We start from the raw sequence: 12,597 nt of genomic DNA on the forward strand, positions 1-12,597 counted from the left end.
CGATTACAAAAAATTATTTCATAGAATGCAAGCCAATTTTATTGCCTTCCGGATCAGAAACGATGGAACAAAACCCATATTCTCCGAGAGAAGATTTAGGTTGGTCAATTTTTCCGCCAGCGCTGATTACCCTGCTTTCTTCTGTCTTACAATCATCACAGCCGAAATAAACCATGGTTCCTCCTCCGCCTCCTTTCATTCCAGCCATTTGCACCAGGGATTCCGAAGCTCCAAAATTAAAATCTGCACTGGGAAATGCTTTCATCGAGACGGATGTATCTGTAGGATCAGACATATCCTGAAATTTTATTTTCAGTACTTCTTCGTAAAATTTAGTTGCACGCTCCATATCTTCTACGTAGATCTCAAACCAAACTATAGGATTAAATTTCTGATTTTCCATGATATTTTATTTTTAAAATTAAGTATTTATACTATCTGTATTTTCCGCAATAATATATTTCAATCCTTTAAAGTTACCCATTTACAAATCAGGATTTGTTATCCTAGAACATAAGGTGATCTGCCGATGCTCTTTACAAAAAGATTCAGAATCTTTTTCTATTTAAAAGGAATATTACTCTTCATTAAGGAAAATTCTAAAATAAAGATAACTGGATCGTCTGCTGACCTTTTGGTTTTTCCGCATCTCCAAAAACGGTTTTGCCGCCGTATTTCCAGGAATTGGCGCGTTCTTCTTCTATGATTTCATTGAGATTAAAACTGGGTTCAAAATTCTCTTCAGCTTTAGCCATCATGCGATGTAATTTCTCCACCGATTTTAACTGATCAGAATTTCCCAGTTTAGATTTTTCAATGCCTTTTTGCAGAATCGAAATAGTTTCATCATAAATCTTCATCGGAACCGGAAACGGATGTCCGTCTTTTCCACCGTGCGCAAAAGCAAATCTTGCGGGATCCTGAAATCGGGAGGGCGCACCATGAATCACCTCACTCACCAGAGCCAAGCTTTGCAATGTTCTGGGACCAACTCCTTTCATTAAAAGTAACTCTTCAAAATTTTGAGGTGGCGTTTCTCTCGTCATGTACAATAAAGCACCTAAACGTTTCAAATCGACGTCGGAAGCTTGAATATCGTGATGCGCGGGTAAAATTAAGCGTGCAAAATCCGACATTATTTTTTCGGAATTGGTGTGGGAAATATCAAGAATTCCGGAGCGGTTTTCTTTGGCGTTGTGAGAAGTTAGATTTAGAATTTTTCCGCAATTCATTCCTTCAATACCGGTATGCGGTTCCTCGATAAAGGACTTTAAATTTTTAGAATGCCAGTGATATCGCCGGGCGGTTTTATCTTTTACATTCATTCCCTGCTGAATTACGGCCCAATTCCCTTCATCCGTCAACATAAAATTATGCGTGTAAAGTTGGTATCCATCCTGCATCGCGGTATTGTCAACTTTCGCGGAGAGTTTACTGGCCCGAATCAATTCAATTCCATTTAAACCTGTGCTTTCGGAAATCTTTAACAATTCATTTGGCGTTTCCAGAGATAATTTTCCTTTGCCACCTGCGATGTAAATTCCGAGTGATTTCGCATTGGGATTAATGGCTCTCTTTAAAGCGCCCATAACTGAAGTTGTGATACCGGAAGAATGCCAGTCCATTCCCATAACGGCTCCGAAACACTGAAACCAGAAAGGATCACTCATGCGTCGGATCACCTCATCTTTGCCGTAATCACTCAGCATCACTTCGATGACCGATAATCCCAGTTTCGACATGCGTTCATAAAGCCATTGTGGAACATGACCGTAATGAAGTGGTAAATCTGCGGAACCTGATCTTTTCATTTTCTCAGCATTTAAAATTTAATGGAGACAAAAAAACCTTGTCAGGCGCTAAATTGCCGACAAGGTTAAAAATATTTTTATAGAAATAAATTATTTTAAAGCTTCCAACGCTTTCGCATAATCCGGCTCTTGTGCAATTTCAGGAACCTGTTCTGTGTAAAGCACTTTTCCGTCTTCATCAGTTACGATCACGGCACGGCTTAAAAGACCTGCCATAGGAGAATCTGAAATTTTGACTCCGTAATCATCTCCGAAAGAACCGCGGTAATCGGATAAACTCACCACATTATCTAATCCTTCGGCAGCACAGAAACGGTTTAATGCAAAAGGTAGATCCTTTGAAACATTAATTACGACTGCATTGTCTAAGCCAGATGCTTCTTCATTAAATTTTCTTGCAGCAGCCTGACACACTCCGGTATCAATGCTGGGGAAAATATTGAATATCTTTTTTTTGCCCGCAAAATCATTATTGGTTTGCTCTTTCAAATCAACATTTACAAGTTTAAAGTCTTTTACTTTTGTTCCTACTTCCGGCAAGTTTCCAACGGTATGAACCGCGTTGCCGTGTAATGTAATATTTGCCATAATTTTAATTTTTTTAATTCACTCAAATTTAATGAATGTTTCGGCAATGCGGGAATTATGAAAGTTAAATTAGTCTTAATAATATGAACTCTCATGTTAAATTATTAACCTCTTTCCTTCCTCAGTGACTTACAGTATTTATTATTTTATTACTTAACAACAAGTTGGCCCACAACATTCATCGAGCTTTTCCCCATAAACGGTGATACTGAATATGATGTTCTTATTGGAATTATAAGTTTCGATTTCGTTGTCGTTCAGATAGTTTTTTAAAATATCGTTCGGAATAATAATGGGTTTTTCCTTTTGAATCACAATATTCTTAAAACCGGAATTTTTAATAATATTTAAATAATCCTCTTTCTGAATGGCACTTGCAACACAGCCAGCATACATTTCCGCAGCATCTTTTATTTTTTCGGGCAGACCGCCAGTCAAAACAATATCTGAAATACTGAAATGACCGCCGACTTTTAAAATACGGTGAACTTCAGAAAAAGCTTTAGGTTTATCGGGAACCAGATTCATTACACAATTACTCACCACAACATCAGCAATATTGCTCATTACAGGTATATTTTCGATATCACCAAGACGGAATTCTACATTATTATAGTTGAGCTTATCTGCATTAATTCTGGCTTTTTCAATCATTTGGGGTGTAAAGTCGATTCCGATGACTTTTCCGGTTTCCCCAGTCTCATGGCGTGCAACAAAACAATCATTTCCGGCGCCACTTCCCAGATCGATGACGGTATTGCCAGGTTTTATTTTGGCAAATTCCGTGGGTAAGCCGCAACCTAATTTTAAATCCGCCTCAGCGCTGTAGCCTTCTAAGTGACTGTATTCATCACTCATGACATTATAGACTTCAGTAGTACAGCCGCCACTTCCACAGCAGGAAGAAGCATTGGTTTCCTGATCCTGTAAAGCTATTTCACTGTATTTTTGCTTTACCATTTCTTTGATTTCTTCGTTGGTATTCATGATTTTAGGTATTAGTTGATAGTTGATAGTTGATAGTTAAAATATTGTAGGTTTTTATACAATTAACAACAAGAGATTCTTTCAGATAGCTTTGTTGAAATTTCTTTAAAATAAAGATGGAGCTTATCGATGGTATTTTCATCAAGACAATAGCAAATGGAATTTCCTTCGATTGTTCCTTTAATGATACCGGCATTTTTCATTTCCTTTAAATGTTGGGAAACTGTTGGTTGTGCGAGGGGAAGCTCAGAGACGATATCGCCACAAATACATTGATTCACTTTTAAAAGATGTTCTAAAATTGCGATTCTGGCCGGATGAGCCAAGGCTTTCATAAGCTTTGCCAATTCGTTCTGCTCCTCGGTAAAATGTTCCGTTTTACTTGCTCCCATATCAAAATTTCTATATTGCAATATTACGATAAAGATTTCATTCCAAAAATAAAACTACAATAAAATTAATTTTCACTTTAAAAATTAAAAAAAGATCTGCATTAAATAATCTTCTGGTTTGTTTCAAATGAATAGCTTTACATTTTATTAAAACAAAAGCAATAAATGATCACTAAATTAGATTTAAGAGAAACTTTAGATATTCCGGTTTTAGAAAACAGTACTGAAGTAGAGAACTTTCAGAACCAAACTTTAAGACCGATTTTAAAATTACAAAACGACCACTTTGTTACCTTATTTGAAAGTTACGCGAAACGCCAGAAATCGGATTATGATACTTTGTCAGGTGCAAAGAAAAGAACCTTTATTGAAATAAGTCTTCAAAAAGATATGGTGCTAAAAAACACTTTTATCGGAATGACAATCGGCCTTTTTACTTCGGAAGAATTGGCAGTTTACGCAGCACAACATAAAGATTATAACAGGCGAATCGTCACCATGATCATTGAGCGGCTGAAAAGTCATACGCAATCCTAACTGCATTTACAGGAAATAATTTGAACCTGAGACAAAAAAAACAGCATTCCTAAAAAAGAATGCTGTTTTATATTTCAAGAAGATCAAATTCTATCCGTGGGTATCAATATCTTCCTTTACTTCTTCTTTCTTTTTTCCAAAGAAAAATTTAGCAACAATAGGAACAGTAGTAATTAATACAATGATGATGATTATCATTTCTAAATGCGATTTCAAATCAATATCGAATTGGTTTTTAAATAAGGCATCTAAATAATGTCCTGCAAATATCAAAGAGAACGACCAAAGGAAAGCCCCAATAATATTATCGATTAAAAATCGGGTTTTGTCCATCTTTACAATTCCGGCTACGATTGGAGTAAATGTTCTTACAATTGGTAAAAATCTCGCCATGATCACAGCCAGCGCTCCATGCTCCTCAAAAAAATCATGTGCCTGGAAAAGATATTTCTTTTTAAAAAGGAATGAATCTTCTCTTTTATACAAAGCGGGACCCGCTTTTAAACCAAACCAATAACCGATTTCGTTACCAATAACGGCAGCAATTGCAACAGAGGATGCTAAAATTGTAGTGTCTAGAAGATCGCTCCCCGTAGAACCAAAAGTTTCCTTAATAATTTCTACGGCGTAGATTCCGGATACAAAAAGTAAACTGTCGCCCGGGAGAAAAAAACCAACGAACAAACCTGTCTCTGCAAAAATGATAAATAAGATGAGCCAGAAACCGCCCATTTGTATGTAAAATTCAGGATTTAAAAGATCCTTCCAACTTTCGAATTGTCCCATATATTTTCTAAAAAAAACAAAAATACTTTATTAAAATCGGTAATGAAAATTATTTAAGATGATTTAACATTAATTACTTTAAATTCTTTTGAAAATTGGCAATCCGCTCATCTTTTCCCGTATGATTCCACCCGGGAGCCCGGAAGATATAGCTTAGTTTAGCCCGAAAGTCAGGAGCAGATCTTACATCTTTTATTAAATTCCCAAATTCATCGAAAACAATGTGGAAAACATTGTGCGTATGAATATTGTGCAGAATTCCGTACTCTTCAATTTTTTCATTTTCAGCTTTGTAAGTTCCAAAAAGATGATCCCAGATCATTAAAATCCCGCCATAATTTTTGTCTAAATCTTCAATCTTTCTGGAATGATGAACGCGGTGATTGGATGGTGAATTGAAAACTTTATCGAACCAACCAAGTTTTCCAATCGCATCTGTATGCGGCCAAAACTGAAAAATTAAATTAATTTGATGCATCATCGCGATCATAATAGGGTGAAAACCTACCAGAACAAATGGAATATACCAGATATCTCGGTAAATAATTTCGAACCAACCTTGTCGTAAAGCAATTGCAAAACTGAGGTGCGACGCAGAATGGTGATTCACATGTCCCGTCCAAAGAAGCCGAATTTTATGGCTTAAGCGATGGTGCCAATAAAACCCAAAATCCTGAACGATCATAACTAAAATCCATAACCACCAATGTTCGAGGTGCCATTTTAAGGTGAAAAATTCAGAAAAATTCTCAATTCCAAAAATATCGGTTAATCTGAAATGATTGTAAATCCAGAAAAAGTATGACAGCGAAATGGCTTTCATTCCAAAGTCCAAAAACACGGCGCCTACTCCCAATCCAACACTGGAAAGTTCATCTTTTATCAGTTCTTTAGTAAATAATTTTTGAGAAATTTGATACAGTAATGTTTCGCCCAAAATCAAAAGTATGAATCCAGGAACAAAATAAGTAACCGGATCTGTAAAATCCAAGGGACTAAACAAACCAAGATTATTGAAAAATTGACTTATTGTTTCTTTCAAAATTGTGATATTTTCCTACATTTAAATACTTGCAATAAAATTAAAGTTCAAAATCATCCTCGCTAACTGCGGTTCCGTCTGCCATTAAGAAAGCTTTCAGGAAGGGAGTCAAATCTCCATTCATAACGCCATCAACGTCAGAGGTTTCGTAACCGGACCGAACATCTTTTACTAATTTATAAGGATGCATCACATAATTCCGGATCTGACTTCCCCACTCGATTTTCATTTTGCCGGCTTCAATTTCTGTTCTTGCTTTCATACGCTCTTCCAATTCCATTTCATATAAGCGCGAACGCAATAACTGCATGGCTTTTTCTTTATTCTGAAGTTGAGATCGGGATTCAGAATTTTCAATAATAATTCCGGTCGGTGCGTGACGCAAACGAACTGCGGTTTCCACTTTATTTACATTTTGACCACCTGCTCCACTGGAACGCATGGTTTCAAAAGAAATATCTGCCGGATTAATATTAATTTCAATCGTATCATCAACCAAAGGATAAACGTAAACCGACACAAAACTGGTATGGCGTTTCGCATTGGAGTCGAAAGGGGAAATTCTCACCAAACGGTGCACGCCGTTTTCACCGCGCAGATATCCGAAAGCAAATTCCCCATCAATTTCTAAAGTTACGGTTTTAATACCCGCAACATCGCCATCCTGATAATTAAGTTCCCGTATCTTATAGCCTTGATTTTGCGCCCACATCGTATACATTCTCATCAACATCGAAGCCCAGTCGCAGCTTTCGGTACCTCCAGCTCCGGCGGTAATCTGCAGCACGGCAGAAAGTTCATCACCTTCGTTGGAAAGCATATTTTTGAATTCCAGATCTTCAATTTTCTGAATAAGAATGGGAAAAGATTCGTCGAGTTCCTTTGCGGAATCGGCATCTTCTTTGGCAAATTCCATGAGCACTTGAATGTCTTCAAATCGGGAAACAATTTCTTCATAATCATTCACCCATTTTTTCTTGGAGCGCAGTTGTTTCATAAAGATTTCCGCCTCTTTGGGATGATCCCAAAATCCCGGAGAAACGGTTTTTTCTTCGTCATTGGCAATTTCTATTTGCTTTCTGTCGATTTGCAGATATTTATATAACTCGCCAATTCTGGCTTGAACGTCTTTTATTTGGTCGCTGTTGATCACGAAATTTAATTTTAGCAAAAGTAATATTTTTTAAAAGAAAATTTTAAATATGCAAAGGTTCAACCCGCAAATTATATCTTCTTAAAAATTAATGTAAAAATAAAAATCCGGAAACATCGCTGAGTCCGGATTGTAAATTTCTAATTATTATAAATCTGTTGGTAATATTCATCTGCAATTCGGTCGGAATTAAAGGCATCTTTCACATCATCCATTGCAGTTTGCTGCACTTTTCGCCACTCATCTGGGCGGTCGTAATACATTGGAATAATTTCGTTCTCTAAAATTTCATATAACTTATTCAGATCGTAATTGTCCTGATCATAAATACTCATATTCTGGTAATCACATTTTGGAACCACGAAGGAATTCTCCCCATGTTTTGCAAATTCCGGGATCCAGCCATCATCCGTAGATAAATTAACAGATCCATTCATCGCCGCAGTCATACCTGAGGTCCCCGATGCTTCTCTGGGAACTCTCGGGTTGTTTAACCACAAGTCAGAACCTTGCTTCATTGATTTGCTTAAGGCTAATTCATACCCCGTTAAAACGGCCATGTTTTTATAATTTTTACTTTCTTCTACTAAAGAATTAAAGGTAGAAATCGCGGAATAATCCATTGGATATGGTTTTCCGGCCCAAACAATCTGCACTGGATATTTCGGATTATTCAATAATTTTTCAAATCGTTCTTTATCATGCAACAACAGATCTGCTCTTTTATAACCTGCAAATCTGCGTGCCCAAACGATGGTGAAAACGTTGGGGTCGAACAGGTTTCCGGTTTGATCTGCCACGATCTTAAAGAATCTCTTTTTCAAATATTTTTTTCGGAAATCGAACAGGGCATCATCATCTTCATCCTTTGATTGATACAGCGGTTTATCTGCCCAATATTTATATTCCTGCGCATTGGTAATCGCTTTAATTTCACAAATTCCGGGATATTTACTCCACATTTCTCGTGAAACCACGCCATGAAGCTGAGAAACTCCATTGGCAATTCTCGCCATTCTTAAGGCACAAAGCGAGTGATTAAAACGGTCATCTTCCACCCCTTCAATCGATTTCACTTCATCAATACTTAAACCGGAAAAGTAAGACATGTCATGACACATAAATAAATTGTGTTTTTCATTTCCTGCTTCTTCCGGCGTATGCGTTGTGAAAACCAATTTCTCTTTTACTTTCTGCAAATCACCTTCATATTTTTTTAGAAGGTAAAAGGCTGCCGGTAAACCGTGGGCTTCATTTAAATGATAAACGTCTCTTTCAAAATTCATGAGGTCTAAAAGTTTCGCTCCGCCTTTTCCAAGTAAAATATACTGAGCAATTTTCGTGGACTCATTGGCATCGTATAAACGGTGACAGATGGTTTTGGAAATGTGATCATTTTCGGGAACATCGGTGGACAGAAAAAACATGGGTGCGGTGTGAAAAATCTCCGGATCTAAGTAATACACTTTAACCCAAACCGGTGCAGAATGAATGGTGATCTGGTATTTTATTCCGGTATCCTGTAGGAAAGAATACATTTTTCGGGTCCAGGTCGGTTGTAATGTTTGATCATGGTTCCTTTGCTGATCATAATAGCCAAACTTCCAAAGAATTCCGATTCCTACCAAATCCTGCTTCAGATTATAGGCGCTTTTCATATGGGACCCCGCCAAAAAACCAAGTCCGCCGGAGTATATTTTCAAAGCCTGATCAATAGCAAACTCCATTGAAAAATACGCCACTTTTTTTGAATAATCGGGATTGATGCGGTAAGGCATCGTATAGTTTTTAAAATCCATTTTTGCTTTTATTTTTAAGAAAAAGCAAATATATCAATTTTAAGTTTTTATTAAATTATTAAAGCAGATTAATTCCAATGCAGAAAGCAACAACCTTTTATGTAAGGTAGAATTAAAAATTTTCGCTTTAAAAGCAGATTTAATTTTTTTTTTGAAAAGAAGAAAAATTCCAGTTTCTGTCTAGGGCTTGAAACTGGAAGTATCTTTAAAATAATCCGAAAGCGATTTTATTTTACCACACTCTGTAAAACTAATGACAGTGCATATATTATTGCTATAAATTCCGCTTCCTTTAATCGTTCCTAAAGATACCGTTTCATAAAAATAACGGCCTTTGCCCAGGTCAAAAATTTCAGATTCACTCCATTCAATACATTCATATTTTCGGAAAATCGCACGGAAAAGAGCCATAATTCTGCCTCCACCCTGAATCTCTTTCGCAGGAGGAATCCAGATTTTACTGTCATCATTGAACCATTTCTGTAGATTATCTACGTTCAACGAATTTAAATCCTGCATAAAAGAAGTTACTTTACAATCCATGCGCATATTTACGACAAAATGAGTAACTTTAGATTTATTTTTTTTAGAAATGAAAGATTTACTGCTCAAAAGATTTCGATCTTACAAAGATTTAGGCGACAAAACTTTCGCCCAATTATCTGATATTCAATTCTTATGGAGCTACAATTCTGAAAGTAATTCTATTGCAACCCTTGTACAACATATTTCCGAAAATATGGAATCCCTATGGAGCAATTTCCTCCCGGAAGACTTTGAAAAAAGTAAAATAAACAGAGAGATAGTATTTAATAAGGATGTACAATCTAAAGCACAACTCATTGAAGGTTGGGAAAGAGGTTGGGCGGTTTTATTTCGTGCTCTAAATCAAATTGATGACGATACCTTTAACAAAAGCATTTCTGTGGGTGAAGAAAAACATTCAATTTTGGACGAGGTTTTACAGCAACTTTCCTCCTATGCTTATCATATCGGACAAATAACTTATATCGCGGAAATGTTAAAAGATGAGGCGGGAAAAACCTTAGCAATCCCTAAAAATATATCTGAAAATAACACTTTAGCGATCCTAAAAAATCAAATTCCGCAAGAAATTCAAGAGAATTCTTCTCCCGTGTGTTTTGCAAAAAGCGACGAAATTCGCGACGACTATAAACTATAAATGCCTGATATAAATCACTATTGACAAAAGTCAGCCTCGTTCCAGTAAAAACTTTATTTGGTCTTCTTATTTTTACAGCATCAGTAAGTGAAAAATGAATACCCATCTTGAAACTCAGAATCTAGCACAGGTTTTAGAAAATCTACAGAAGAAAAAGAAACTCAGTTTCGAAGATGTCTGCGACTTGCTTTTCACCTTTAAACTGGAAGATTTCGAAGAACTTTTTCATATTTCCAGTGTAGAAGTCCCAGCGGAAACTTTTGTTAGAATTCCTGTTTTTCAAGGGGAGTATATTTCGTTTTTAAAAGTTTGGGATCCCAAAAATTATTCCACCATTCGGGATCATTCAAATTATGATTCTAAGGTGAAAGTTTTAAAAGGTAGTTTAACGGAAGTGAATTACCGCGAAAACACCAATTTCATTGAATATGATTTGCGGGCAACCCACAGAGCGGGAGATATTTTTGTTGAAGAACAAAATGATATTAATTCCATTGTTAATAATTCTGAAGAAATTTCAGTGAGCTTGCACATTTACAGAACTTCAAAATCTAATCTTGAAGGGGTGCGGATATTTAATACTGAAAAAAGGGAAATTGGTTATTTATCTAAAGACGCAAAATCGTGCACCTGGAATCTTCCGGAAAATGCTTTCCAAAAGATTACCAAAGTCTAAATTAAAATATTTTCATTTTAAATAAAGTTTGTTTTTAAAGGAAAAAATCACAATCAACGGTGATTTTTTCTTTGTTTATGGAAATCAAATCAGGGCAAAAAATTATTCTTAAATTTGCAGTCTGAAATTATGGAAAATCTATCACCTAAAACCGCCGCTTTTCATACGTTGGGGTGTAAACTCAACTTTGCAGAAACCTCAACGATTGCACGCCAATTGACCGATGCGGGCTACGAAAAAGTAAGTTTTGATGACTATGCAGATGTATATGTTATCAATACGTGCTCTGTTACCGAAAATGCAGACCGTGAATGTAAACTTCATGTAAAGCGCGCTATGAAAGCCAACCCGGCAGGTTTGGTCGTTATTTTAGGATGTTATGCGCAATTAAAACCCGAAGAAATTTCTGCAATTGAAGGGGTGGATCTGGTTTTAGGAGCTAAAGAAAAATTTAATATTCTCAGTTATCTGGATGATTTACAGAAATCTGAAGAACACGGAATCATTCATTCCTGTGAAATTGATCAGGCAGATTTTTTTATCGGAAGCTATTCTATCGGCGACCGAACCCGCGCTTTTTTGAAAGTGCAGGACGGGTGTGATTATAAATGTACTTATTGTACGATTCCTTTAGCGAGAGGAATTTCGCGTTCTGACACCATTGAAAATGTGGTTAAAAATGCAAGTGAAATCGCAAATAAAGGAATACGCGAAATTGTTTTAACCGGTGTGAATATCGGTGATTACGGAAAAGGAGAATTTGGAAATAAAAAGCATGAGCATACTTTTCTGGATCTAATTTCAGAACTGGATCAGGTAGAAGGAATCGAAAGAATTCGTATTTCTTCCATTGAACCTAATTTGTTAAAAGATGAAAGTATAGAATTGGTTGCGAAAAGCAAACGTTTTGTACCACATTTTCATATTCCGCTCCAGAGTGGAAGTGATGAGCTTTTAAAGAAAATGAAACGCCGCTACATGACCGGACTATATTCCGAACGGGTTGCAAAAATTCGAGAGGTGATGCCTGATTCCTGCATTGGGGTTGATGTTATCGTTGGATTTCCGGGAGAAACGGAAGAGAAATTTTTGGAAACCTATCATTTTCTGAATGAATTGCCGATTTCCTATCTTCACGTTTTCACCTATTCTGAAAGAGAAAATACAGAAGCTGCGCATATGGAAGGTGTGATCCCAATCCCGGAAAGAAAACGCAGAAATAAAATGCTGCGGATTTTATCGGAGAAAAAGAAAATGGCTTTCTACGAAACACAGCTCGGCAAAACTTACCCTATTCTTTGGGAACATGAAAATAAAAATGGAATGATGTTCGGCTTCACTGAAAACTATGTTCGCGTTCAAAAACCTTACGATGCTAATTCCGTAAATCAAATTGAATTCTTAAAACTTGATAAGATACAAAGCGACGGAACAGTTTCAGTTATCGCCGCTTTTGCAAATTTTCTTGCAAGTGTATAGTTAGTTCGAAACCGGGGTTTGCGATCCTACAGGTAAGTCCTGAAAAAGATCCGGGAAAAATACAAGTAAAATAAAGTAGGAGATTATCGCTATTACAATCGCAGCGATGGCGAAAATAACGAGCGGTCCGGGTCTGTTTTTTTTATCTGGTTCCATAATTTTTG

15 protein-coding genes are annotated in these 12,597 nt (G+C 36.5%); 4 read left to right on the forward strand and 11 right to left on the reverse strand.

The genetic code is table 11. The features are described from left to right. Window positions 1-13: 13 nt before the first annotated feature. The 5 genes from EIB73_RS04625 to EIB73_RS04645 form a co-directional block, all read right to left on the reverse strand. A complete protein-coding gene (locus tag EIB73_RS04625) occupies window positions 14-403 on the reverse strand; it encodes a VOC family protein (RefSeq protein ID WP_125023086.1) in 390 nt (129 codons plus the stop codon). 196 nt (window positions 404-599) lie between these two features. Further along, window positions 600-1,811, reverse strand: coding sequence for a DUF763 domain-containing protein (locus EIB73_RS04630; protein WP_125023088.1), 1,212 nt, complete (start codon window positions 1,809-1,811; stop codon window positions 600-602). A 90-nt stretch (window positions 1,812-1,901) separates the two neighbouring features. Further along, on the reverse strand, window positions 1,902-2,399 hold the full coding sequence (gene tpx, locus EIB73_RS04635) for a thiol peroxidase (RefSeq protein ID WP_125023090.1): 498 nt from the start codon (window positions 2,397-2,399) through the stop codon (window positions 1,902-1,904). A gap of 153 nt (window positions 2,400-2,552) precedes the next feature. Next, a complete protein-coding gene (locus tag EIB73_RS04640; protein WP_125023092.1) occupies window positions 2,553-3,386 on the reverse strand; it encodes an arsenite methyltransferase in 834 nt (277 codons plus the stop codon). A 62-nt stretch (window positions 3,387-3,448) separates the two neighbouring features. Beyond that, on the reverse strand, window positions 3,449-3,778 hold the full coding sequence (locus EIB73_RS04645; RefSeq protein ID WP_125023094.1) for an ArsR/SmtB family transcription factor: 330 nt from the start codon (window positions 3,776-3,778) through the stop codon (window positions 3,449-3,451). 165 nt (window positions 3,779-3,943) lie between these two features. On the opposite strand from EIB73_RS04645, the gene EIB73_RS04650 reads away from it, so the two are divergent. Then, window positions 3,944-4,315: a glyoxalase gene (locus EIB73_RS04650; RefSeq protein ID WP_125023096.1), complete on the forward strand. Its 372-nt coding sequence runs from the start codon at window positions 3,944-3,946 to the stop codon at window positions 4,313-4,315. Window positions 4,316-4,405: 90 nt separating this feature from the next. On the opposite strand, the gene EIB73_RS04655 is transcribed toward EIB73_RS04650, so the two are convergent. The 5 genes from EIB73_RS04655 to EIB73_RS04675 form a co-directional block, all read right to left on the reverse strand. Further along, a complete protein-coding gene (locus EIB73_RS04655) occupies window positions 4,406-5,101 on the reverse strand; it encodes a DedA family protein (protein WP_125023098.1) in 696 nt (231 codons plus the stop codon). A 73-nt stretch (window positions 5,102-5,174) separates the two neighbouring features. Beyond that, a complete protein-coding gene (locus EIB73_RS04660; RefSeq protein WP_125023100.1) occupies window positions 5,175-6,143 on the reverse strand; it encodes a sterol desaturase family protein in 969 nt (322 codons plus the stop codon). Between the two features lie 40 nt (window positions 6,144-6,183). Beyond that, window positions 6,184-7,296, reverse strand: a complete 1,113-nt coding sequence (gene prfB, locus EIB73_RS04665) for a peptide chain release factor 2 (RefSeq protein ID WP_125026061.1) — start codon at window positions 7,294-7,296, stop codon at window positions 6,184-6,186. 140 nt (window positions 7,297-7,436) lie between these two features. Continuing rightward, entirely contained in the window at window positions 7,437-9,095 is a 1,659-nt protein-coding gene (gene glgP, locus EIB73_RS04670; RefSeq protein WP_125023102.1) for an alpha-glucan family phosphorylase, read from the reverse strand. 180 nt (window positions 9,096-9,275) lie between these two features. Beyond that, window positions 9,276-9,638 carry a hypothetical protein gene (locus EIB73_RS04675; protein WP_125023104.1) on the reverse strand — a complete coding sequence of 121 codons (363 nt, stop codon included), beginning with the start codon at window positions 9,636-9,638 and terminating at the stop codon, window positions 9,276-9,278. A 49-nt stretch (window positions 9,639-9,687) separates the two neighbouring features. Between EIB73_RS04675 and EIB73_RS04680 the strand changes: the two genes are divergently transcribed. The 3 genes from EIB73_RS04680 to mtaB all read left to right on the forward strand — a co-directional run bounded on the left by EIB73_RS04680 (window position 9,688) and on the right by mtaB (window position 12,433). Continuing rightward, window positions 9,688-10,278, forward strand: a complete 591-nt coding sequence (locus EIB73_RS04680) for a DUF1572 family protein (protein ID WP_125023106.1) — start codon at window positions 9,688-9,690, stop codon at window positions 10,276-10,278. A gap of 94 nt (window positions 10,279-10,372) precedes the next feature. Continuing rightward, window positions 10,373-10,954 carry a cupin domain-containing protein gene (locus EIB73_RS04685; protein ID WP_125023108.1) on the forward strand — a complete coding sequence of 194 codons (582 nt, stop codon included), beginning with the start codon at window positions 10,373-10,375 and terminating at the stop codon, window positions 10,952-10,954. Window positions 10,955-11,083: 129 nt separating this feature from the next. Further along, a complete protein-coding gene (gene mtaB / locus EIB73_RS04690) occupies window positions 11,084-12,433 on the forward strand; it encodes a tRNA (N(6)-L-threonylcarbamoyladenosine(37)-C(2))-methylthiotransferase MtaB (RefSeq protein WP_125023110.1) in 1,350 nt (449 codons plus the stop codon). Here the strand turns inward: mtaB and EIB73_RS15020 are convergent, their stop codons facing one another. After that, window positions 12,434-12,589, reverse strand: coding sequence for a hypothetical protein (locus EIB73_RS15020; protein WP_164467856.1), 156 nt, complete (start codon window positions 12,587-12,589; stop codon window positions 12,434-12,436). It abuts the gene before it with no gap. Between the last annotated feature and the right edge of the window lie 8 nt (window positions 12,590-12,597).

It is taken from the genome of Kaistella carnis, assembly GCF_003860585.1.
GTDB lineage: Bacteria > Bacteroidota > Bacteroidia > Flavobacteriales > Weeksellaceae > Kaistella > Kaistella carnis.